The following is a 22,859-nucleotide window of genomic DNA, read 5'->3' as shown; positions in this document are numbered from 1 at the left end:
CGTCACCAACCCCTGTGCTGCCCGACTCCGGGTATCGCAGGCACTACCGCCGGGACACCGGCGTGCCGAAACGAGCGCCCGCGGTCCGGGCGACCTGAAGGCCTGTCGGCCGCCCCGCGGTCGTCGGACGTACCCGCCCCTCGGTCTCCTGCCGGGCGGCGCCCGCGCCCGCGGTTTTCCCTGACCGGAGCCCGCGACCGGGCATCGGTTCGGACGTTAGACAGCGGAGCAGCCGTCAAAGTCACCACGCGGGAGGAAGAGGGCGATGACGCAGGCGTCGGTCAGCGAGCTGAACGAGCGGGTGCCGGGGCGCCGGTGGACGGTGCGTCTGGATGCCGCGGGACGGGGCAGTGCGGAGGTGCGCGTGTCGTGCAGCCGCCCCGCGTGCGCCGACCTGCGTCTGCCGTCCGCGGCCGACGGCCGTCGAGCCGCCGTCGCCCACCTGAAGGCTCACCTGCGCGCCGCGGTCTCCCCCAGGCCCACAGCACAGTGCGCGTGCCGGGCGGACGGTTGTCACGCCCATGTCCCCGACACCGACCGCTCCGCGCGTACCGAGCCGTGGCGATGCGGCGGTCCGGTCGTCCTGACCGTGATCGCCGATCGTGCCGGACGCTGGTGGCGGGCCCTCGAATGCTGCTCGCGGTGCGCGGCCGCCATCCCCGGGGCGCGGACGACCGCCGCCGCTCCGGCATCGGGGCCGCCGGACGCCGGCGGTCCGCCGCTCACGACCGCGAACGCGGCCACGGGTGCAGGCGCGGGCGCCGGTGCGGACGGCCGTCCCGGCGGGGGCCCGGGCGCGGGAACACCGCGGTTCTCCGACCGTTCGGCCCAGTCCGGCGCGCAGGTTCCTCCTGCGCGCCCCACTCCCACGCGGCATCGCCCACGACCGGCGACGATCGCCCAACGCGTCGTCCCGGACGATCTGAGGCCCGTCGAACTGCGGGACGAACTCGTCGCACTCGGCGACCTCTTCCGCGCCTACCAGCGGCGTGACCAGCCCGATCTCGCGCTCCTGGCGGACCTTCACACCCGCAAGGCGCACGCCTTCGCGGCCTGGGCCGAGGCCTGCGGCGACCGCCGGCTGAGGCTGGACGCGCGGCGAGCCGAGCAGGCCGCCGACGCCGCCCGCGCCCAGCACGAGCACCGCACCGGACTGTCCGCGGCGGGCGACCGTCCGCCCGTGGCGCGCCTGCTGACCGGCGCCGCCCAGTGGGATCACGCGCGGTCCGTGCTGGCCCACGTCGTCGCCACCGCCCCGCTGCCGGGCCCTCAGGTGCGGCTGCTGGTGACGATGCTGACCCTGCGCACCGCGCATTCCGGCACGGGTCACCTCGTCGGCCAGGATCTCACCGGGATGGGTCTGAGCGAGCCCGAGGACCTGATCGCGCGGCTGACCGACTGCGGCTGGCTGCACATCCCCGGCACACCCGCCGAACTGCTCGCCTCCCGGCCCGAGAACCCCGTCTCCCTCACGGTCCCTTCCCTCACACCGCGCACGGACGCTCCCGCGCCGTTCGCGTTCGGGAAGAAGGTGCGCCCCAAGCTCAGCGGCTGGGCACAGCGCGTCGTCTCGGACAAGAAGCTCCGCAAGGCCGGAGCCGCTCCCGGCACGCGGTTCCTCGCCCTCACTCTGGCCACCCGGTGCACCGCAGACGGACGCCTGGGAACCGGCGGCGACGGCATCGACCTGGACCGCCTCGCCGTCACCTGCGCAGTCGACCTGGTCGAACTACGTTGCCTGGTGGACCAGTTGACGGCTGCGGACTGGGTCGAGGGACCCGCCGTCACCGACGGCCGCCTCACCGGCCGGCTGACCGAACGCGTCCTTCCCCTCACCTGCCCCCTCCCGCAGCCGGGGCTCGTCGACGGCTCGAGGTAGCAACCGCACCGCAGGCCCCGGGCACCGGGCGCCGTCGGGGGACGGCGCGGGGTGAGGTGCAGGGACCGGACCCGTGAGCGGCGGGGCGGAGGCGAGCGACGCGTCGCCGGCCGACTGGGCTGTTTGCAGCAACAGGATGCGGCGCCGGTACCCGGGTCCGGTGAGGCTTGATCCGCACTGCCGTCGCCCACTTCGAGGAGCCTCGATGCCTCTGCGCCCCACCCGGCCCTTCCGGGCCGTTCCGCGACGACGTCTCGGATCCGTGTTCGTCGTCGCGGCCGCCTCCGTGGCGGTCCTGGTCCCCGCCGCCACCGGCACCGCAGCCGGATCCGGAGCCCGTGCCGGTGCCGGGCCCGTGGACGACCGTACGCTCCAGAGCCAGATCGACCGGTTCGTCAGCGAGCCGGGCGGTCCGCCCGCGATCATCGCCCTGCTGCGCGACGGCAAGCGGACCCGGGTGCTGCGGGCCGGTGTCGCCGACCTGACGACCGGCCGCCCGCCGCGCGCGCAGGACCACATGCGGATCGCGAGCACGGCCAAGGCCTTCAGCGGGGCGGTGGCGCTGTACCTCGTCGACCGCGGCGCACTGGACCTGGACGACACCCTGCGCAAGCGGCTTCCGCAACTCCCGGCCGCCTGGGGCAAGGTGACGCTGCGGCAGCTGCTGAACCACACCAGCGGACTGCCGGACTACTCGCAGGCCCCCGGGTTCGTCGCGGTGGTCTCGGCCGACCCGCGCCACCAGTTCGACTCCCGCCGCCTGCTCGACTACGTCGCCGACGAACCCCTGCTGTTTCCCCCGGGCAGCCGGTACGCGTACTCCAACTCCGACAACATCGCCGTCGCCCTGATGGCCGAGGCGGTCACCGGCACACCGTACGAGCAGCTCCTGCGGCGTCTGGTGTACCGGCCGCTGGAGCTGCGCGACACCAGCCTCCCGCAGGGCTACCGCATCCCCGAGCCCTACCTGCACGGGTACGACGTCAGTGACCCGGCCGCGCCGCTCGACGTCAGCGAGCTGGTCAGCGCCTCCGGCGCGTGGGCCTCCGGGGGCATCATCTCCACGCCGGCCGACATGACCCGGTTCATCCGCGGCTACGCCTCGGGGGCGCTCTACGACAAGGGTCTGCTGCGGGAGCAGCGCCAGTGGATCGCGGGGGCGTCCGAGCCCGCCGGTCCGGGACGCAACGCCGTGGGGCTGGGCATCTTCCGTTATACGACGCGGTGCGGTGTCGTGCTGGGCCACACCGGCAACTTCCCGGGCTACACGCAGCTGGTGGCCGCCACTCCCGACGGGCGGCGCTCACTGACCTTCTCGGTCACGAGCCAGATCAACAGGACCACGGATCCCGCGCGTCTCGAGCGACTGCGCGTCATCGAGGAGAACTTCGTCTGCGCGCTGCTGCGCGACGGCCGTTGAACCCACTGCTGAGTCCACTGTGCGCGGAACGGTCCCCGGCGTGCACCGCGGCACGCCGGCGGCCGGGACGACCCGCGGGCTCGCACGCGCCCTCACGCGGGCAGGTTCAGCTGCCAGGAGACGCCGAACCGGTCGTTCACCCAGCCGAACTTGGCGCTGAAGCCGTAGTCGCCCAACGGCATGAGGGTCGTGCCCTGCTCGGAGAGGGCCGCGTAGAGCCGGTCCAGTTCGGCTTCGTCCTCGCACTGCACGAAGAGCGAGACCGCGGGAGTGAACGTGAATTCGTGCTGCACCGGGCTGTCGATGCACATGAATTCCTGACCCGCCAGCGAAAAGGTCGCGTGCTGCACAGTCCCTTCCTTTCCGGGACCGTCGGCGCCGTAGCGGGTGAGGCCGACGACCTCGGCATCGTCGAAGAGGGAGATGTAGAAGGTCATCGCGTCCTCGGCGTTTCCCTCGAACATCAAGAACGTGGTGATCTTTCGCGACGACACGATTTCCATACCACTCGCTCCTTCATTGCGACGAGGCATCCGCCCTACGGGACCGTCGGCGAGTAGAGAGATTAGCGCCTAGTTTCGGCAGTCCGTCGCAGCGCTGCGTCGAACGGGGCTTGGCCCGGACGGCCGGAGGGCGGGCCGCTCGTCGCGCGTCCCCTGGTCTCCTTGCGGAAGTCGATCGGCGATCGGCCCGTGCGCTGGGCGAAGTACTTGCTGAACTGGGAAGGCGTGACGAAGCCGAGGTGGTCCGAGATCTGTGCCGCGGTCTCGTCGCCGTGCGCCAGCAGCCGCTTCGCCTCCAGGACGACCCGCCGGTCGATGAACTCCTTCGCGCTGAGCCCGGCGTTGGCCAGGGTCGCCCGCGCGAGGGTACGGCCCGAATAGCCGAGCATGCGGGCGTAGTCCTCCACCCGCCGGGTGCCGGTGAAGTGACGTTCGACCGCGTCACGGAGCCGCAGATACGTCTCGTCCGCTTCCGCCGCGGCTCCGCCGACCGGGACGGTGAGGTGGGCCAGCCTCAGCAGGAGCACGGCGAGGAGGTGGCGCAGGGCCGCCGTGTGGACCTCCAGAGGAAGGTGGCCGAGCGCCTGGAACTCTCGGCTCAGGTGCTCCGCCGCCAGGGCCACCGCCTCGGCGTCGGCGGCGACGGGCGTGGTGAGGACCGGCGCATACGGGTCGTCGACACGGGCGGCCGTCGCCGTGGCCGGGTCCAGCGCGTCCTGCCGGAAGAGGATCAGCGTGCCCTCGGCTTCGGCGACGTCCCCCCACTGCTGTACCTGCCCGGGGCGCACCCACAGCCACGAGCCCGGCCGCAGGGCGTAGTCGTCGAAGTCGACGCCATGGCGCAGGTCGCCCTCGGTGAGGGTGAGCAGGTGATGGAAGTCGGGACGCTGAGGCCGCGCGAGGATGTGCTCGGGCACGCGCCGCCGGAGTTCCGTCAGCGGCATGACCTCGACCCCGGTGGGTGTGCCCGCCGGTGCGGCGAACGGGACCTCCGGGATCTCGCGCGCGGAGACATGTCGCTTTTTGGCCATCATCAGTCGGAAGTCTATCCGGCTCTCTTGCTGCCACGCTCCTACGTTGGCGTCACCGCCACAAGAACGGAACGTCCCGTTGGCGGAAACAGGAAAGGACCCGTGCGCCGTGAACACCGTGAACCGCCCCACCGGACCGCCACCCGCGACCGATACCTCCGCCGCGCCCCCGGCTCCTGCGGGGGCCGGTGCAGGCCCTGCGCCGGGCCCGGCGAACCCGGCGGTTCCGCCGGTGGCTCGCGGGGTCCCGGCCATGGCGACCGCGCCGGTCCGCGACACCCTCCGCTCCTGGCTCGACGGGGCGGACCGGGTACTGATCGGCGCCGGCGCGGGCCTGAGCGCGGCCGCGGGCTACGACTACGGGGACGCCGAACGCTTCAGGGAACTGCTGCCCGCGCTGCACCGTCTCGGCCTGCGTTCGCGCTACCTGCTCGGCGCACCCCTGCCGAAGGACATGATGTGGGGCTACTGGGCCGTCCACATCGACGACATCCGCTACGGCACCGAGCCCAATCCCCTCTACCGCAGGCTGAGGGAACTCGTCGGCGGACGTGACCACCAGGTGATGACGTCCAACGTCGACGCCCTGTTCGCCCGCAACGGCTTCGAGGCGGACCGGGTCTTCACCCCGCAGGGCGACTACGGCCGCTTGCAGTGCACGGTTCCCTGCACACGGGACACCTGGTCCAGCCGACCGTTCCTCGACACGGTCCTCGCCGCGTACGACCGCGACACGGGCCGGGTGAACGATCCCCGGGCCCTGCCCCGCTGCCCTCGCTGCGGCGGCGAGGCCTTTCCCAACATCCGGGTGGGACCGGAGTTCGTCGACGACGCCTACCTGCCGGCGGGGCGGCGGTTGCGGCACTGGCTCGACGACGCGTCCACGGCCGGCTCGTTGCTCGTGGTGGAGATCGGCGCCGGTTTCAACACCCCCGGGGTGATCCGGCGACCCATGGAGGACGTGGTCCGCCGGACGCCCGGGGCCAGGCTGGTGCGGATCAATCCCGACCACGCGGACGTCCCCGCGGACCTCGGCACACGAGCCCTGTCCGTCCCGCTCGGCGCGGAGGCGGCTCTGGGCGAACTCGGCCTCTGACCCTGCGGCCCTACCGCACACCGCCCGCGTCACCGCCACGAGGGCTGCCCCGGCGGGCGGCGGGCGGGGCCGAGCACGCGTCTCCGCCCGCGATCCAGCGACACCGGATCGAGGCGTGTCGCTTTTTGAACAGAATCAGTCAACGTTCATACGGGTGAGCCGTGAGTCGTCGACCTAGTTTGAACACAAGGCCATCCGGCCTCCCGCCCGCCATCAGGCGCGGGCCCACGAACAAGGAAGAGAGCCATGAGCAACGCGAAGAACATCGTCCTCCAGGCCGCGGCCGAGCTGTTCGGCGACAAGGACCCGTCCGCGGTGGACCGCTGGGTGGCCGCGAACTACCGCCAGCACAGTGCGCTCGCCGCCGACGGGCCCGAGGCACTGCGCGGGCTCGTCGCGAGCCTGGGTGCCGACTTCCGCTACGAGGGCGCCCGCGTCATCGCGGACGGTGACCTGGTCGCCCTGCACGGCATCTACCACGGCTTCGGCCCGGACCCGCTGGTCGGTTTCGACATCTTCCGGATCGACGCCGACGGCAAGCTGGCCGAGCACTGGGACGCCCTCACCCCGCTGGTCGAGAACACCGTGTCCGGCCGCTCCCAGACCGACGGCCCCGCCGCGGTCAGCGAGACCGGCAAGACCGACGCCAACCGTGCGCTGGTGGCCGAGTTCGCCGAGAAGGTCCTCGTCGGCGCCGACTACTCGGTGCTCACCGACTACATCTCCACCGAGACCTACCATCAGCACAACACCGACGCCGCCGACGGTCTCGACGGCTTCGGCGCGGCCGCGGCCAAGTGGGCCGAGCAGGGCAGGAACCTGGTCTACAAGAAGGTCCACCAGGTCATCGCCGAGGGCGAGTTCGTCCTGACGCAGTCCGAGGGCGAGTTCGGTGTGCCGGTCGCCTACTACGACCTGTTCCGCGTGGCCGACGGCAGGATCGTCGAGCACTGGGACGTCATCGCACCCGTCCCGGCCGAACTGCCGCACGGCAACGGCCTGTTCTGACCAGCGGTAGCCGCGCCACGGTCCACCACCGGCGTCCCCGGGACCTGGCCCGACCGCCGATGTCCGGCGCCCGCACATCCTCCCGTGCGAGCGCCGGACATCGTCACACCGCGCTCACCGCACGCCTTCCAGCCCGGAGCCCCCGATGATTCCGATCCGCGCCGATTCCGACGCCTACAACACCTCCGACGAGACGGGGGAACCGTTCTCTGCGCTGCCGCTCGCCGCCTACCGGTCGGCCGTCGCCCTGGACGAACCCTTCCGTCCGACCGCGCCCCCGGCCGAGCCCGCCCGGCTGGACGCCCACGTGCGGACGGCCTTGCGTCTGCTCAGCACCGATCCGGCCGTGTCCCTGCTCGGGCTGCACGCCGACGAGGTGCGAAGCCTCGCCGACACCGAGGACCCGGGCGCCGGTGCGGACGCGACAATGCGACGACGGCTGTTGCGCGCTCTGCTGACCGTCCGAACCCCTGGTCCGCTGCCGGAGGGCACGGAGCAGGAGCTGGACGCTCTCCTCGGCGCGGAGCGGCACCTGCGACCCGCGGTCTCGGCGCTCGAACTCCCGACAGTTGCCGAGGAGTTCCCCGGAGCCGGCTTCCCCGCCGCCGCCGGTACCGTCCTGTGGCGGGGAGACATCACCACGTTGGCCGCCGACGCCGTGGTCAACGCCGCCAACAGCCGACTGCTCGGCTGCTTCCGCCCGCGGCACGCCTGCATCGACAACGCTCTCCACAACGCCGCCGGACCTCGTCTGCGCGACGACTGCCGTACGGTCGTCACGGCGCAGGGAGCACCAGAACCCACCGGCACCGCCAAGATCACCCGCGGCTACCACCTGCCGGCCCGGTACGTCCTGCACACGGTCGGGCCGGTCGTCCAGGGCCGTCCTCAGACGTACGACGCCCATGCGCTCGCCTCCTCCTACCGTGCCTGCCTGGACCTGGCCGCAGAGGTGGACTCCGTTCGCACCCTCGCCTTCTGCGCCGTGAGCACCGGCGTCTTCGGCTATCCCAAGGAGGAGGCCGCACCGGTGGCCCTGCACACCGTCGCGGAGTGGATCGCCGCGCACCCCGGGCGATTCGACCGCGTCGTCTTCACCGTGTTCGAGGACGACGACGAGCACGCGTACCGCCGCGCCCTCGGCAACGCGACCGGCCCCTGACCTGCCCGCCCGCCCGCCTGCCCACCGGGGTGGCAACGTCAGGTACCTGATCGGTACCATCATGGTATGCCGTCTCTGAATGTGACCTTCACCGAAGAAGAAATGGAAGGCGTGCGCACGGCTGCCGCGGCCGAGGGAAAGAGCCTGAAGCAGTACATGCACGACCTCGGTGTCCGCGAGATGCACCGCAAGCGGTTCGTCGCGGGCGCCTCCTCCTGGGCGGAGAGGCTCCGCGCCGAGTTCGACGAGGCGTTCCCCGACGAGGTTCCCCCGTCGCAGCGCGGGCAGGGAGCCACGGCCGCCTGATGAGCGAGATCCTCTACATCGACGTCCCCTGGCTCCTGGACGTCCAGGAGGCCGCCCTGGGCAGCGACGACGTGTCGGTCACCGACTACTCGGCGCTGGTGGCGGCCGTCGCACGGCACCGGACCCGCATGCCGACCCTCGCCGCGTCCGACCCCGACGTCGCGTGGCGGGCGGCCGCTCTGCTGCACACGATCGTGCGGCTCGAGCCGCTGCCGCACCGCAACAGCCTGTTCGCCGCGTTCGTCGCGGGCCAGTACATGGATCAGTCGGGAGAGGGCGTCGATCCCCCGTACGGCGGCTTCTCGGACCTGGTCAGAAAGATCGGCGAGAGCCGGCTGACGATCTACGCCGTCGCGGACGTCCTGCGCTCCTGGAGAGTCTGACTCCCCGCCCTCGGGCGCGGGCGTCCACGGGAACCGTTCGGCTTCCGTGGCCGTCTTGTGCGCCGACTGTGTACGCGGCAGGGGAATGGGGGACGTGGTGGCGCGGAACATGACGAAGGCCGGTCTCATCGTGGTGGCCATGACGACGGTGCTCGGGGTGGCGGGCTGCGGGGGAAAGGGCGACACGACGTCCGAGAGCGGCGGGGCGCCAACGGGGTCGAGCAAGTCGACCGGGTCGACCAGCTCGACCGACACCACCGGCTTGACCGGTTCCACCGGCTCGGCCGAAGGGCAGTCGGGGGCGTCGTCCGAGCACGGCTCGTCGTCCGACGACGTGGGGGCGCTGTCGGCGAACGCGACGCCGCCCCTCACCCGGCACGTCCCCTGGAATCTCGACATCCTCGACCAGCGTTCGCGGCCACTGAACGGGAAGCTCACCACCAGGGCCACGGGCAAGGGCGTCCACGTCTATGTGATCGACACCGGGATGGACATCGGGCACAAGGAGTTCGGCGGACGCGCCAAGCTCGGCGCCGACTTCCTGGGCCCGAAGGACTCCGGCGACTGCTTCGGCGAGGACGGGCTCGGTCACGGCACGTTCGTCGCGGGCGTCATCGGCGGAGCGAAGTACGGGGTGGCGCCGAAGGCGGAACTCGTGCGGGTCCAGGGCGTGCTGTGCGAGAGCGAGGGCGGCGGGTCCCCGGCGGCGGCCGAAGCGGCCCTGGTGAAGTCGGTCAAGTGGGTCACGGCGCACGCCCAGAAGCCCGCCGTGGTGAACATGTCGCTCAACCTCGACCACCGGTCGCCGGCCCTGGAGTCCGCCGTGAAGGCCATGGTCGCCGCCGGGATCCCGACGGTGGTGTCGGCCGGCAACTTCCATGACGACGCCTGCAAGCACTCCCCCGCCGGCGTCCCCGGCACGATCGTGGTGGCGGCCTCGACGTCGAACGACCGGGCGTGGAGCGACAGCGGCTCCTACGGGTCGGGCTACGGGCGATGCGTCGACCTGTACGCCCCCGGTCAGAAGGTCACCGCCGCGCTGGCCGGTGGCGGCACGGTCACCGAGGAGGGCGGCGCCACGTCCTGGGCCGCACCTCACGCGACCGGCGTGATCGCCCTGTACCTGTCCGCCCATCCCCGTGCCACGGCCCGCGAGGTCCACGTCTGGCTCGATCACACGGCCACCCGTGGCGTCCTGCGCGGGGTCCGCTCCGACACCCCCAACCGGCTGCTCAACACGGGCGGCCTGTGACCGGGGCCGGCAGGGGTGGACGGCGAACGCCCGACACCGGTCAGGATTCGAGAAGCGCCGGCCACCCGGCACCCCCTAGCGTGAAGGACATGGCAACCACCGCTTCCACCGCGTCCCACACGTTCCTCGCGTCCGTCACCCTCGAAGTGGCCGACCTCGAGGCCGCCCAGCGCTTCTACACCGCCTTCGGGGTGGCCGACCACCTGCGGCTGAAGGCCTCCGCGGCGACCGCGACCGGCTTCCGGGGCTTCACCCTGGCGCTGACGGTGTCCGGGCCCGCCACGGTCGACGGCTTCCTCCGAGCGGCCGTGGACGCCGGCGCGACCGTGCTCAAGCCCGCGGCGAAGTCGCTGTGGGGCTACGGCGGCGTCGTCCAGGCCCCCGACGGGACGATCTGGAAGATCGCGACGTCGGCCAAGAAGGACACCGGCCCGGCCACCCGCCGGATCGACGAGATGGTCCTCCTGCTCGGTGTCGAGGACGTCAAGGCGACCAAGCGTTTCTACGTCGGCCAGGGTCTCACCGTGGCCAAGAGCTTCGGCGGCAAGTACGCCGAGTTCGCCTCCGACGGGTCCGGCGCCCTGAAGCTGGCCCTGTACAAGCGCAGCGGCCTCGCCAAGGACCTCGGCGTCCCCGCCGACGGCGACGGCTCGCACCGCGTCGTCCTCGCCGGCGCCGGCGCCCCCTTCACCGACCCGGACGGTTTCACCTGGGAGTAGCCCGCGCCTCCGGCACGCCCCGGCGACCATCGTCACGCCCCACCCCTGTCCTGCGCCATCCCGCCGTATCCCTGTACGAGCCGTATCCCTGTACGAGAGGAAACCTGCCATGCAGTCCACGCAGTCGTCCGCCGACAACTCCGCAAACACCGCGTTCAGCGCCGACGAGAGGGCGGCGATGAAGGAGCACGCGCTGGAACAGCGGAAGGCGGCGGCGCGACGGGGTTCGTCCCGGGAGGAGAAGGAGGCCGCGGCCGAGCAGGACGTGCTGGCCAAGATCGCCGAGATGCCGGAGGCCGACCGGGTCCTCGCCGAGCGGATCCACGCCCTCGTGAAGGCGACCGCACCGCACCTCGCACCCAAGCTCTGGTACGGGATGCCCGCGTACGCCAGGGACGGCAAGGTCGTCTGCCACTTCCAGAGCGCGCAGAAGTTCAAGTCCCGCTACGCCACGCTCGGCTTCAGCGACCAGGCCGCCCTGGACGACGGCACCATGTGGCCGATCGCCTACGCCCTGACGGAACTGACCCCGGCCCTCGAAGACCAGATCACCACCCTCCTCAAAAAGGCAGCAAGCTGACCCCGAGGGGGACCGGCGGGCGGCAAGAGGGCCGGTGGAAGGGCCGCCCCGGCACCTCGTCACGCCACCAGCCATCAAGGCGCGTGTACGCCGTCCCACCGAGGCGGCGCGCGCCGGAGGGGTGTTACCAGGGGACCTCCCCCTCGTCGTCGAAGAAGTGGCCCGTCGGGCCGTCGTCCGCGATGGTGGCCAGTCGGATCGCGGCGACCGCGCCCTGTTGGGGGGTGCGCACTCCGCGGAAGCCGTTGAGGTCCGTCGCCGTATAACCGGGGCAGACGGCGTTGATCAGGATGTCGGTGCCGGCCAGTTCCTTGGCGTACTGCACGGTGACGGCGTTGAGGAACGTCTTCGACGGTGCGTAGGCGACGGCGATGGGGCCCACGTCGACGCCGGGCGTGGTCTGGAGCGTGAGGGAGCCGACGCTGCTGGAGACGTTCACGATCCGCGGCGACCGCGAGCGGCGCAGCAGAGGGAGCAGGGCGTTGGTGACGCGGATGACGCCGATCACGTTGGTCTCCACCGCCGCCCGTACCCGGTCCACGTCGACCGTGGTGGGCTCCTGCGGTCCGCCGCCGGTGATCCCCGCGTTGTTGACGAGCGCGTCGAGCCGCCCGGCCCGCTCCTCCAGCAGCCGGGCCGCCGCTGTCACACTGGCGTCGTCGGTCACGTCCAGCGGCACGCCGAACGCGTCGGCTCCGGCCGCGCGCAGCTTGTCCACGGCGGCCTCGCGCCGCTCCTCGTCGCGCGCGCCGACTCCGACGGACCAGCCGAGGGCGCCGAGCCCGGCGGCGATCTCGTAGCCGATGCCCTTGTTGGCCCCGGTCACCAGCGCGACCTTGTTGTTCACGGTGTTCGTCTCACTCATGACCTCGATACTTCTCCCCCGTCGGGCAGGGCGTCCAAGACCGACTGGGTGGACGGCGATACCGCCCGGGTATCGCTCCTGGTCGTCCCGGTTAGGCTGGCGGGGTGGAGACACGTGAGCTGCGGTACTTCGTCGCGGTAGCCGAAGAGTTGCACTTCGGCCGGGCCGCGCGGCGGCTCGGGATCGCCCAGCCCCCGCTGTCGCGGGCGATCGGCGGGCTCGAACGGCGCCTGGGCACGCTCCTGCTGGAACGCGGCAGCAGGGGTGTCAGCCTGACCGACGCGGGGGCGGTCCTGCTGCGGGAGGCCCGGGCGGCGCTGGACGCCGTGGAGGCCGCCGAACGGCGCACGCGACGGGCCGCTCTCGCGGCGACCGGCCGCCCCGCCGTGGTCCTGGCCGCGAAGGCGGGCGCCTCCGGCGAACTGCTCGCGAAACTCCTCGACGCCTACGCCGCCGAGCCCGGCGCCGTCACCGTGGACGTGGCGCTGTGCGGGCCGGGCGAGCAGACACGGTTGCTGCACGACGGCCGGGCCGACGTGGCCCTGCTGCACCGGCCGTTCGACGACACGGCCGGCTTCGACACCGAGGAACTGCACTCCGAGGGTCAGGTCGTGATCCTCCCGGCGGGCCACCCGCTCGGCGCCCGCCCCCAGGTGCGGCTCGCCGAGGTCACCGGCCTTCCCGACCTCCCCCTGCCCCGCTGGCCCGGCCCTGACGGCACCTTCCCGGACGGCCCCGGACCGCAGGTGCGCGACCACACGCAACTCACCCAGCTCATCGCCCTCGGCCGCGCCTGCGCGGTCGTGCCGGAGTCGGGCCGCACCGGCCTGCGCGAGGACCTCACCGCCGTACCGGTCCTCGACGCCGCCCACGTCACCACGGTCATCGCCTGGCCACCGCACAGCCGCTCGACGGCAGTAGCAGGCCTGGTCCGCGCCGCCACCGCCCTGTGACCGACGGCGGCGAACACCGGGACACGGTTCGGGATTCGGGGAGGATCAGCGTCCGGCCTGCCCTTGCAGACCTTGCCCGGGTTCCTCCTTTCCAACTTGTTGTCGGGCCCTCCAGGTTTCCGGTTGCCCGAAGGGTACGAGGCCATTTGCGGGCGTAGCGCGAACGGCTGCCCGGAACGGCCCGGAACGCGGTCGGACACGACTTCGAGGGGCCGAACAGTGACGTGGTCCGGCCGGTCCCTCCCGCTGTGCGTACCGCCTCCCGTCAGGGGAGAGGAAACGGGAAACAGTGCCATCCGCCTTGTCCGGCCAGCCTGGGGTGCCGCACTCTTTCGTGCGACGGGCCTCTGCACCTGGACGGACGGTCCTGGAGGTTTCCGTGCCACAGCCATCCAGCGAGTTCGGTGAAGAGCTGAGGAAGCGGCGTCTGGACGCCGGATTGAGTCTCACCGCATTGGCTTCCGCCGTGCACTACAGCAAAGCGCAGCTGAGCAAGGTCGAGCGAGGCATCAAAGCACCCAGCCGTGATCTGGCTCGGCTGTGCGACGCGGCCCTCCACGCCGGCGGAGCACTGATCTCTTTGGTCGCCTTGACCGTCGGCGACGTCCCGAAGGAACCGGCTCCGCACGGGGTCGACGAGGAGGAGTGGGTGATGCAGCTTTCACCGGACGGCTCGGGCGGGTTCCAGCCCGTGGGGCGACGGCAGGTCGTGGGTGCCGGGGCGGCTTCCTTGATGACCTGGCGCACAGGTGGCCAAATCCCCGTGTCACCGACCGGCGGCGTGGGGGCGGGGATGCTGGACGCGTCGCGTTCCCTGTTCACTCACTACCGGCGGCTCGGCCAGAGCGCTGAGCCCGGGATCTTGCTGCCTGGCCTGATAGCGCAGACCCACACGCTGCGGGAGTTGTCCGCACACGTGGATGCGCGCACCCGACGGGAATTGCTGGCGCTGGGTTCCCGGTATGCCGAGTACGTGGGCTGGCTCGTCCAGGAGACGGGCAACGAGCAGGCAGCGCTGTGGTGGACGCAGCGTGCGGTGGACCTGGCCGCGGCCGGCGGCGACCGGGCACTGGCCGGATACGCTCTGGTCCGGCGAGCCCTGGTCACGCTCTACCAGGACGACGCCGAGCAGACCGTCTCGCTCGCACGCCGGGCACAGAGCGACACGCTTCCCACGCGGATCCGCGGGCTGGCGGCGCAGCGCGAAGCACAAGGACACGCTCTTGCCGGCGACAGCGACGCTTGCATGCGTGCTCTGGACCGTGCCCGAACCCTGCTGGCCCGTCAGGAGATCGACCATGACACTCCGGTGATCGGCAGCATGCACCTGCCCGATTCGGTCGGCATGGTCACGGGATGGTGCCTGTTCGACCTCGGTGAGGCGGGCCGGGCTGCCGAAGAGCTGGACCGGCAACTCGCTCTGGTCTCACCTGACGCCGTACGCACGCAGGTGCGTTATGGCGTACGGCGGGCCCTGGCATACGCGTCGCACGGCGAGATCGACCATGCCTGCGACCTGGTGGCGCCACTGCTCGACGGGGTCACGGCCGTACGGTCCGCCACCGTGACGATCGACCTGCGTCGCCTCTCCCGTGTCCTGGCCCGCCACTCCACCCACACCGCGGTGCGACGGCTGGGGCCCCGTCTGGCGGTGCTGTCCCGACTTCCTTTTTCCTGAAAGGACTCTCACATGCCCGACGTGTTCATCAACTACCGCACGGGGGACGGCAATGACATCGCCGCCCTCATCGACAACGAGCTCGCCAACCGATTCGGCAAGGACCGGGCGTTCCGCGCTTCGCACTCGATCCCGCCGGGGTCCGCATACCCCGACGCCCTTCTCATGGGCGTGCGTCGTAGCGCGCTGGTTCTGGTGGTGATCGGGCCCGACTGGCTCAACTTCCAGTCCCGGCTGCATGATGCGGAAGACTGGGTCCGCAAGGAGATCATGGAGGCGTTCGACTGCGGGGTTCCCGTCGTGCCCGTCCTCGCCGGCAGGCGGACGGAACGCCTCAGCAAGGAACGGCTGCCGGACGAACTGGCCAGGCTGGCCGAACTGCAGTCCGTACGGCTGGACACGCAGAACGCTGAAGCCGACCTCAAGCGCCTGGGCGACCTGGTGGCCGAGATGGTCCCCGAGCTGTACGACCTCGAGCACGCCGAGGCAGCGCCACCCGATCCCGGTTCCGTGTCCAACTCGACCGGCACCGTCTCCGGAACGGCCGTACAGAGCCGGGACTTCGCCGGAGACCTGAACAGCACAGTGATCAACGGGTCGGCCGGTCCCGTTCATTCGGGCCGCGGGAACATCTATCAGAACTCGCACCATGTCTCCGGTGGCCGGCACTACTCGGGCGACGGCATGACCAACATCGAGGGCGATCACCGCGGCGACATCCGGCATCGCTTCGGTGACACGGGCAGCTCCGGGGACGACGAACGGTGAGCGAGACCTTCACCACGCACATCGAGCAGCCCGGCGGTCAAGTCCACTCCGGTTCCGGCGACTTCTACAGCTACACCGTCAATGTGGGCCTTGCCGAACAGGAGGCCACCACCCGAAGTCCGCGCCGGATCGCCGATGACCAGCTGCGGCTCCTGCGGCAGCAGTTCGTCGACCCCACAGGAATGAGCACGGCACGCCGGGTACTCCATGGCAGCAGCACCGTGATCCTGAGCGGCGCTCCGGGCAGCGGCAGGACCGCGGCTGCGCGCGTCCTGCTGTACGAGGTTCAGCGAACCGCGGGTATCTTCCGCGAGCTTCTGCCCGGTGAGGAGGAGGGTGCCCTCACCGGCCCCGGTCTCGTCGGCGCGGGTGACCGGCTGCTGCTGAACCTTGCCGAGGCGGACATCACCCAATGGGCGCAGACTCGCCGGGACCTGTCAGCACTGCGCAAGGCCGTACTGGAACAAGGGGCACATCTCGTGGTCGTCATGCCGCACGACGGCGGCCTGGAGTCTCATCTGCAACCCTACCGGGCCGATATCGCCCGTCCCCCTGCCATGGAAGTCTTCCGGCGGCATCTACGGCTCCACCGCGTACCGTACGAGGAGTTCCGGCTCCCCGCCCCCGCGCTGGACGAGTTCCTGGCAGAGCAGCCCCCGATGGAGGAGATCGCTCACTTCGCCGACCGCGTCCGCCGAGCCCGTGCGGCAGCTCCGGATCGAGACGGCTTCGCCACCTGGTGCAAGAACTCGCGTGCACACAGCGCGTGGCGCAAGGAGGTCGCGGATTGTGTCGCCACACTGTGCGCCGCACCTCAGCGCGCGCTGCTGTTCGCCACCGCCATGTTCCACGGCGCGCACGCCGACCTCGTCCACCAGGGCGCCGCACTCATGCTCACCGTCCACGACACGCCTCAGGACGAGATGCCTGCGCTCGAAGGCCCCGACCTGGCCCAGCGCTTGACGGAGATCGGTGCGGCAGCCCGGCCGGACGGCCATGTGCGCTTCGGCAAACTGGACTATGACGTCGCGGTCCGGGCCCACTTCTGGGACCACATGCCCGATCTGCGGCACCGGTTCGGCATCTGGACCGCCGAGAGCACAGAGCTGGACGATCCGCATCTCAGCGCGGAGCTGCGCACGAGACTGGTCGGCCGGCTCGCCGAACAGTACGTGCGCACCGGTCGAGGACTCGATCTGGCGCTTCTGGCGGAGAAGTGGAGCAGTGCACCCGCGAGCCGTGTCCGACTGGCGGCCGCGGTGGACGCACTGGCCTGCGGTCTCCGCGACCCTCGCTATGGCCGGAGTCTGCGGATGCTCGTCTACACCTGGTGCAAGGACAAGCCACTGAGCGGGAATCTCGCACATGTCCTTCTGCGGGCCTGCACCGACGTGATCGCACCGACTCACCCCGACCAGGCGGTGACGCGTCTGCACCACCTCGCACGCCGGGAACGCGGCGCGACGCCCGCTCTGGACGCCTTGTGCCGCCTCTCGGCGACCAGTTCCCGGCTCCGCCGCCTCCTGCTCGACCGCGTCACGCGTCTCTCGGCCTCACCCACCATCGACGCCCGCCTCTTTCTGCGGATCTGCGACCCCATGGCGCTCACGGACCCGGCGGGCGCAGCGCATCCGCTCATCGACGAGAAGGGCGTCCAGGACTGCACGGTGACAGGCTGGTCGGAAGCATTCACCCGGCTCCCGCAGGCGCACTGGCGACCGTACGCCGAACGATGGCTGCACGCGGCCTGTGTCGTGGACAGCCATCGCGACCGGCTGCTCTTCCTGCTGGTCGATTCCGCCGGCCGGAACGGCAGCACCCTCGCGGCCCTGTACGCGGCAGCCCGAACCGTAGAGCCCGCGGCTCCCGGCGATCGGGCTTCCGGTGCCGCGACAACCAGGCTTCTGCTCCAGAAGATCTCCACGGCTCAGGGCCTGCACCCGCCCGCCGCACCACCGTCCAGGGGGACCACACGATGACGACCGGCCGCAAGACGACGACCGTATTCCTGACCGTCCTGTGCGCCCTGCTGCTGACCATTCTCGGCCTCGTACAGGAGTGGCCCCTGTGGGCCTGGGCCGCGCTCGCTGTCGCGGTCGCGGGTGTCCCCGCCGCAGCCTTCAAGATCGCGGCAGTCCGCCGCGGCGCTCTGCCCGCGGACTTCACGAACTTCATCCCCGCCGCACCGATCGAGCGCAGGGAACACCGAGTGAGCCGGGTCTCCCTGCCCAGCAACTGGGACGACTACGAATTCCTGTTCTCCGCGACCGTGCGCTGGCATCCCTTGGAGACTCACGGAGACGACCCCGTCCTCAACCCGGCCGGTCTCGCTGTCGAAGCGATCCTGGACCGCGCCCGCACACTCACGGAACAGCGCGAACCCGGGCAGGTTTCCTTCGTGCAGCATGAGTTGAGCGGTGCGCTCGGCAGGATGCGCCCGGACCGCGCCGGACATCTCCGGGTCATGGCGGAGAACATCACGCTCACCCTGCACGAGCCCGACCAGGAGCGGCTGAACAGGCTCGCCGAGGTCCGCAAGGACGAGGCGGTCTGGGAACACCAGCGGAAATACGAGCAGAGCATGCGCGAGTACCTGGGCGCCGACGTCCTCAAGGACACAGGCAGCGCAGTGGTCTGGTGGCTGGCGAAGAACGACAACCACATCGAAAGGACCGTCGCCGACCTCGGGCTCCTCGCGCAGCTCACGTCCGCGGCCAACGACACGGACATCCCCGACCGGCTCCGCGGCCTCATCGCTGCGTCCGACGAGCCCTCCACTCCCGTCGGACCGGAACAGACGGCTCCCGACCACTTCGAGGCGTTCCTCACCGGCATGGGTCTCACCCGCGGTGACGACAAGTGGGCGATGCTCACCAAACAGATCGCCGACGTCATCAGAACGCAGGACAAACACGAGACGGCCGATGAGCTCCTGCGCCGATACGACCCACCGGCGGACTTCGCCACCTCCGCCGACGACCGGCGAGACGAACCGGAGGAGCCGGCGTGACGCGCTTCGTCGTACGTCCCGCGCCGTTGTACGTCCTCCGTCCGAGCTCTGCCCCGAAGGAGAACCATGGACAGCGAGTTGGCCGCTCTCTCGGCGACCGGAGCGAGCACACTGGTCTCGCTCTTGGTGACCGACTCCTGGTCGCACGCACGTGAGCTTCTTCGGCGGTTCCTCTCACGGGGTGACGCTGACACCTCAGCGATCACCGACCTCGAAGGCGTGCGGGGCCGGCTCCTCGCCGCACGGACCGCCGGCCACCCCTGCGACGCTCACGACACCGTCGAGCAGTGGGGAGCACGCGTCCGACAACTCCTGGAGGTCCACGCGGCTTCCTGTGCCGAACTGCGCGAACTGGTCACGTCGTTGCAGCGCCTGCGCGACGAGCCGGCACAACCCGCGACCGTGCACAACAGCATCGAGGGCGGAGTGCAGCACGGTCCCGTGATCCAGTCAGGACGCATCACAGGACTCACGATCCACACGACTCACCCCGATGACTGAACCTGCACGGAACTCTGGGCGGCTGGGCGGTACCTTGCCGGCATGTGCATTTCGACGGGTGAGGCCGCGTTCTCCGGCACGATCGTGTACTGCGGGAGGCAGCACCACCCGGTGCATGGTCTGATCCACGTGCTCGGTTATCAGAACACCGCCGTCAATCTGGCGGACGGACCGAACGCCATGCTGCTGCACCTGCCCGCCCGGCAGCGGCTGACCCCGGGGAACTTCATCTCCGCGGGGCGCACCGGCGACGTCCTGCGCCGCATGGTCGATGCGGTCGCACCCGTCGCCGTCGCGACCGACGGCATCGCGTGGATGAGCGCCGAACCCCAGAGCGTCCAGGTCTTCGACCACGACGTCTACACGGTGCTCCTCGCCGCCGACCCCACCGCTGTCACCGCCGCCCTGCGGCAGGTACCGCCGCATCGCCGGCCGGATCTCGACCCGGACCTCCTGCGTTTCTACGCCGACCACTTCCCCGATCACACCATCGCGCTGTGCTGCTTCGACAATGCCGACGCGCAGGACGCCAAGCCCTTGCTGTTGTGGTACCCGCCGCTGGACCCGGACCGGTTGACCCTGCCGGCTCTGGACAGCCACACCGGAGCGGCTCCGGACCTCGACGCCGCCGTGTCCGTGGACCACTGGGTCCTGTTCTCCACCGACCAGGCTCCTGAGGGCTGGGGCGAACCCGTCGACCACCCGGGAACCATGCGGCACAGCCTGCGTGCCTTCCTTCCCGCCACCGTGATGGGCGACTACTACGGCGACGAACAGAAGCTGCTCAACGGCGACTTCACCATCAGTCACCAGGACCTTCTCGCCGGCGACCTCGACCGCGTCGAGCGCCGGCAGCCGCGGGTGCGGCGGGGTTGAGTCCGAGCACGCCGGGCACGTCGGTCCGGTGGCGGCACGGAGGTCGCTCGGTCAGCGGGGCGGGAAGGAGGCCAGCGCTCGGTCCCAGTGGTCTGCGGCGTGCAGCAATGCCTCTTTCTCCACCATGACGTCCACGGCGTACTGGTAGATGTCCGCGCTGTCGTCGCGCCGCCACGGCGGGATCGCCTCCGACGACAGGTGGATGCGGATCACCGCCGCTTCGTCGCTTCGTGCGGCGAGGCTGAAGCCCAGGACCGGTTCGACGAACCAGGTGTCCGGCCATAGCCGGCCGTCCCGGTCCGGCGCGGTCACGCCCACCGCGCCCGAAGCCGCCGCGCGGAGCCAGACGGACACCTCACGCGCCTCGTCGGTCAGCAGGCAAGGATCGGTGAAGGACCAGCTGCCTTCGGGGGTGGTCACCGTCGCCGCGACGACCAGCCAGTTGTCGTCGTACGCGTCTCCCCGGGTCTCCGGGAACTGGTAGCCCACCAGGCGGAGTTCGACGCCGGTCGCGTGATCGCTGAGAAGCACCACCACAGAATGTCACGGTCCTCCCGACTCATGACGGCCCGGTGCCGACGGACGGGAGTCCGGTCGCAGGTGGGGGCGGGGGCGCCGGGCCGGTGGGCCTGCCGGTCCGGACGGGACGCGCTCGGCGCAACGGCGCGTGTGGGAGCGGTCGGAGGCACTCGTGGCGTGTGCGGATGCGTCGGGGCGATTTGCGCGCTCCCTGCCCGCGGCGGCGCCGCCGGGGCAGGGTGTGGGGGGATCACTGGCGTTCCGGGAGGGCGGTGGCGGAGTGGACGAGATGCGTTTCGAGGATCGCGTGGCCGTGGTGACGGGCGCGGGCCGTGGACTGGGCCGGGAGTACGCCCTGTTCCTCGCGGCGCGCGGCGCGCGGGTGGTCGTCAACGACGTGGGGACGGGGATCGACGGGTGCGGAGAGTCGCCGTCGCCCGCGCACGCGGTGGTCGAGGAGATCCGGCAGCTGGGCGGCACTGCGGTGGCCGACGTCCATGACGTCTCCACCACGCCCGGCGCCCGGGCCCTGACGCGGGCCGCCGTGGAGCGCTGGGGACGGCTGGACGTGCTGGTCAACAACGCCGGAATCTCGATCCTGCGCCCTCTCACCGAGCTCTCCGAGGACGAGTGCCGGCGCGTGCTCGACACCCATGTGGGCGGGACGTTGAACATGGCGCGGGCCGTCTGGCCGCACATGCTCGCGTCCCGCTACGGCAGGATCGTCAACACGTGCTCCGACGCCCTCTTCGGGGACAACGGGCTCAGCGTGTACGCCGCCGGCAAGGGAGGCGTGCTGGGGCTGACGACGTCACTGGCCGCCGAAGGGGCCGCGCACGGCATCAAGGTCAACGCGGTCGTACCGATCGCCGCCACCCGGATGTCCCTCGAAGCGCTCCAGGACGACGAGCCGATGACCGCCCTGCTCACCGACCTGTTCCCGGCCCGGCTCGTCGCGTCCGTGGTGGCCCTGCTGGCCCATGAGTCCGTGCCGTGCACCGGGGAGCTGCTGCACGCCGCCGGCCGACGCGTCGGCCGGATCTTCCTGGGCGCCACCGAAGGAGTGCTCTGGAAGGAGGACCCCACGCCCGAGTCGATCAGGGACCGGCTCTGCGAAGTCCGCGAAACCGAGGGGTTCCGCACTCCGTCGAGCCTCAGTGCTTCCATGGCCTTCTCCCTCGAACAGCTCGGCGCGGGCGGTGCGGAGCCGCTCGCGCTGGACCTGTCGAGCCCCGCCCCGGGCCGGGCAGAACCCGACACACAGGGATAGACCGGAGGACCTCGTGCCGCAGGACGTCGACTTCGATCTCCCCCCGGCGACCAGGCCCGGGCCCGGGCTCGACGAGACCCGTCGGCGCAATCTGAACTGGGTCCGCGGGCTGGGGCTGGTCACGGACGACCGTTCCGCGGCCTGGTACGCCTCGTGGGACATGACCCGTCTGGCCGCCCTCGGTTTTCCCCACGCCCGGGGACGTGCCCTGGACCTGTGCGCGGACGCGATGGGCTTCTTCTTCGTCTTCGACGACCAGTTCGACGGCCCGCTCGGCAGGGACCCCGCCCTGGTCGTCCAGGTGTGTCGCCGGTTGATCGACATCGCGCACGGTGCCGCCCCGCCCGCCGACGCAGACGCGTGCACGGCGGCCTTCGCCGACGTCCGGGCCCGTGGCATCCAGGGCGCCGACCCGGCGTGGACGGCTCGCACCGCGCACGAGTGGGAGTACTACTTCGCCGCGCACGCCCATGAAGCGATAGGCCGGCTGCGCGGCACGCCCGCGGACATGGAGACCTACCTCCTCGTCCGTCGTAGCATCGCCGGCACCGACCTGCCGCTCTCCCTAGGCGAGCGGGCCGCCGGCATCACCGTCCCCGCGGCGGCCTTCCACGCGCCCGAGCTGCGCATCATGCGGCGGACTGCCATCGACGTCACGCTGATGTGCAACGACGTGTACTCCCTGGAGAAGGAGGAGGCCCGTGGTGACGTCGACAACCTCGTCCTCGTCCTCGAACACACCCGCCGCCTCACCCGCGCCGAGGCGGTCGCGGCCGCGGTCCGCCGGGTGAACCGAAACGTCCGGCGCTTCGCGGAACTGGCGGGCCGGGTAACGGCGTTGTGCGGTCGGCTCGGTCTGCGGCCGCACGAACGGGCCGCCGTGGACACGTACGTCGAGATCATGGCCGCCTGGATGAGCGGTTACCACGCCTGGCAGACCGAGACGCTCCGCTACCGCGCCGCGCCCCGGATCGTCCCGGCGTCGGGCCCCGGCCACCTCGCCCAGGTGCTGCGCACCCGGCCCCTCGACGCTCCGTCCCCTCACGCCGGTTGAATGACGGTCGTTCAGGGCCCGCGTCG

23 protein-coding genes are annotated in these 22,859 nt (G+C 71.2%); 19 read left to right on the top strand and 4 right to left on the bottom strand.

The window, feature by feature from the left end; genetic code table 11:
* Positions 1-265 precede the first annotated feature (265 nt).
* Complete coding sequence (locus tag Saso_RS11470) at positions 266-1,879, top strand: hypothetical protein (RefSeq protein ID WP_189919116.1); 1,614 nt, start codon at positions 266-268, stop codon at positions 1,877-1,879.
* A gap of 205 nt (positions 1,880-2,084) precedes the next feature.
* Positions 2,085-3,299, top strand: coding sequence for a serine hydrolase domain-containing protein (locus tag Saso_RS11465; RefSeq protein WP_189919115.1), 1,215 nt, complete (start codon positions 2,085-2,087; stop codon positions 3,297-3,299).
* 92 nt (positions 3,300-3,391) lie between these two features.
* Here Saso_RS11465 and Saso_RS11460 read toward each other — a convergent pair whose 3' ends face one another.
* Both Saso_RS11460 and Saso_RS11455 read right to left on the bottom strand, forming a co-directional pair.
* A complete protein-coding gene (locus Saso_RS11460; RefSeq protein ID WP_189919114.1) occupies positions 3,392-3,802 on the bottom strand; it encodes a VOC family protein in 411 nt (136 codons plus the stop codon).
* Positions 3,803-3,864: 62 nt separating this feature from the next.
* Entirely contained in the window at positions 3,865-4,836 is a 972-nt protein-coding gene (locus tag Saso_RS11455) for a helix-turn-helix domain-containing protein (RefSeq protein WP_189919113.1), read from the bottom strand.
* Between the two features lie 250 nt (positions 4,837-5,086).
* Here Saso_RS11455 and Saso_RS11450 point away from each other — a divergent pair, with 250 nt between their 5' ends.
* The 8 genes from Saso_RS11450 (at position 5,087) to Saso_RS11415 (ending at position 11,339) form a co-directional block, all read left to right on the top strand.
* Positions 5,087-5,929: an SIR2 family NAD-dependent protein deacylase gene (locus tag Saso_RS11450; protein WP_189919112.1), complete on the top strand. Its 843-nt coding sequence runs from the start codon at positions 5,087-5,089 to the stop codon at positions 5,927-5,929.
* A 246-nt stretch (positions 5,930-6,175) separates the two neighbouring features.
* Positions 6,176-6,937 (top strand): nuclear transport factor 2 family protein, encoded by a 762-nt coding sequence (locus Saso_RS11445; protein ID WP_189919110.1) that lies wholly within the window; start codon positions 6,176-6,178, stop codon positions 6,935-6,937.
* Positions 6,938-7,082: 145 nt separating this feature from the next.
* Positions 7,083-8,099: a protein-ADP-ribose hydrolase gene (locus tag Saso_RS11440; protein ID WP_189919109.1), complete on the top strand. Its 1,017-nt coding sequence runs from the start codon at positions 7,083-7,085 to the stop codon at positions 8,097-8,099.
* Positions 8,100-8,165: 66 nt separating this feature from the next.
* Positions 8,166-8,405 carry a hypothetical protein gene (locus Saso_RS11435; RefSeq protein ID WP_189919107.1) on the top strand — a complete coding sequence of 80 codons (240 nt, stop codon included), beginning with the start codon at positions 8,166-8,168 and terminating at the stop codon, positions 8,403-8,405.
* Positions 8,405-8,788, top strand: a complete 384-nt coding sequence (locus Saso_RS11430) for a toxin Doc (RefSeq protein ID WP_189919105.1) — start codon at positions 8,405-8,407, stop codon at positions 8,786-8,788. The genes Saso_RS11435 and Saso_RS11430 overlap by 1 nt, the downstream gene beginning before the upstream one ends.
* A gap of 109 nt (positions 8,789-8,897) precedes the next feature.
* A complete protein-coding gene (locus Saso_RS11425) occupies positions 8,898-10,040 on the top strand; it encodes a S8 family peptidase (RefSeq protein WP_229901126.1) in 1,143 nt (380 codons plus the stop codon).
* An 89-nt stretch (positions 10,041-10,129) separates the two neighbouring features.
* On the top strand, positions 10,130-10,759 hold the full coding sequence (locus Saso_RS11420) for a VOC family protein (RefSeq protein WP_189919103.1): 630 nt from the start codon (positions 10,130-10,132) through the stop codon (positions 10,757-10,759).
* 109 nt (positions 10,760-10,868) lie between these two features.
* On the top strand, positions 10,869-11,339 hold the full coding sequence (locus tag Saso_RS11415; protein WP_189919102.1) for an iron chaperone: 471 nt from the start codon (positions 10,869-10,871) through the stop codon (positions 11,337-11,339).
* A gap of 124 nt (positions 11,340-11,463) precedes the next feature.
* Here Saso_RS11415 and Saso_RS11410 read toward each other — a convergent pair whose 3' ends face one another.
* Positions 11,464-12,204: an SDR family oxidoreductase gene (locus tag Saso_RS11410; RefSeq protein ID WP_189919101.1), complete on the bottom strand. Its 741-nt coding sequence runs from the start codon at positions 12,202-12,204 to the stop codon at positions 11,464-11,466.
* A 104-nt stretch (positions 12,205-12,308) separates the two neighbouring features.
* On the opposite strand from Saso_RS11410, the gene Saso_RS11405 reads away from it, so the two are divergent.
* The 7 genes from Saso_RS11405 to Saso_RS11370 all read left to right on the top strand — a co-directional run bounded on the left by Saso_RS11405 (position 12,309) and on the right by Saso_RS11370 (position 19,990).
* The gene (locus tag Saso_RS11405; RefSeq protein ID WP_189919100.1) at positions 12,309-13,157 is read left to right on the top strand and encodes a LysR family transcriptional regulator; all 849 of its coding nucleotides are present in this window, start codon (positions 12,309-12,311) and stop codon (positions 13,155-13,157) included.
* Between the two features lie 379 nt (positions 13,158-13,536).
* Positions 13,537-14,835 carry a helix-turn-helix domain-containing protein gene (locus Saso_RS11400; RefSeq protein ID WP_189919099.1) on the top strand — a complete coding sequence of 433 codons (1,299 nt, stop codon included), beginning with the start codon at positions 13,537-13,539 and terminating at the stop codon, positions 14,833-14,835.
* A gap of 12 nt (positions 14,836-14,847) precedes the next feature.
* Positions 14,848-15,603, top strand: coding sequence for a toll/interleukin-1 receptor domain-containing protein (locus Saso_RS11395; RefSeq protein WP_189919098.1), 756 nt, complete (start codon positions 14,848-14,850; stop codon positions 15,601-15,603).
* Complete coding sequence (locus Saso_RS11390; protein ID WP_189919096.1) at positions 15,600-17,582, top strand: hypothetical protein; 1,983 nt, start codon at positions 15,600-15,602, stop codon at positions 17,580-17,582. The genes Saso_RS11395 and Saso_RS11390 overlap by 4 nt, the downstream gene beginning before the upstream one ends.
* Entirely contained in the window at positions 17,579-18,613 is a 1,035-nt protein-coding gene (locus Saso_RS38210; protein WP_229901125.1) for a hypothetical protein, read from the top strand. The genes Saso_RS11390 and Saso_RS38210 overlap by 4 nt, the downstream gene beginning before the upstream one ends.
* 66 nt (positions 18,614-18,679) lie before the next feature.
* Positions 18,680-19,114, top strand: coding sequence for a hypothetical protein (locus Saso_RS11375; RefSeq protein ID WP_189919094.1), 435 nt, complete (start codon positions 18,680-18,682; stop codon positions 19,112-19,114).
* Positions 19,115-19,156: 42 nt separating this feature from the next.
* The gene (locus Saso_RS11370; protein ID WP_189919093.1) at positions 19,157-19,990 is read left to right on the top strand and encodes a hypothetical protein; all 834 of its coding nucleotides are present in this window, start codon (positions 19,157-19,159) and stop codon (positions 19,988-19,990) included.
* Positions 19,991-20,041: 51 nt separating this feature from the next.
* Here Saso_RS11370 and Saso_RS11365 read toward each other — a convergent pair whose 3' ends face one another.
* Positions 20,042-20,521 carry a WapI family immunity protein gene (locus Saso_RS11365; protein WP_189919091.1) on the bottom strand — a complete coding sequence of 160 codons (480 nt, stop codon included), beginning with the start codon at positions 20,519-20,521 and terminating at the stop codon, positions 20,042-20,044.
* A gap of 277 nt (positions 20,522-20,798) precedes the next feature.
* Here Saso_RS11365 and Saso_RS11360 point away from each other — a divergent pair, with 277 nt between their 5' ends.
* Both Saso_RS11360 and Saso_RS11355 read left to right on the top strand, forming a co-directional pair.
* Positions 20,799-21,779 carry an SDR family NAD(P)-dependent oxidoreductase gene (locus tag Saso_RS11360; RefSeq protein ID WP_189919089.1) on the top strand — a complete coding sequence of 327 codons (981 nt, stop codon included), beginning with the start codon at positions 20,799-20,801 and terminating at the stop codon, positions 21,777-21,779.
* A gap of 13 nt (positions 21,780-21,792) precedes the next feature.
* On the top strand, positions 21,793-22,833 hold the full coding sequence (locus Saso_RS11355; protein WP_189919088.1) for a terpene synthase family protein: 1,041 nt from the start codon (positions 21,793-21,795) through the stop codon (positions 22,831-22,833).
* Positions 22,834-22,859: the final 26 nt, after the last annotated feature.

The sequence above is a fragment of the Streptomyces asoensis genome, assembly GCF_016860545.1.
Taxonomy (GTDB): domain Bacteria; phylum Actinomycetota; class Actinomycetes; order Streptomycetales; family Streptomycetaceae; genus Streptomyces; species Streptomyces asoensis.
The sequence above is the reverse complement of the archived record's forward strand: the minus strand, read 5'-3'. Positions and strand labels throughout refer to the sequence as shown.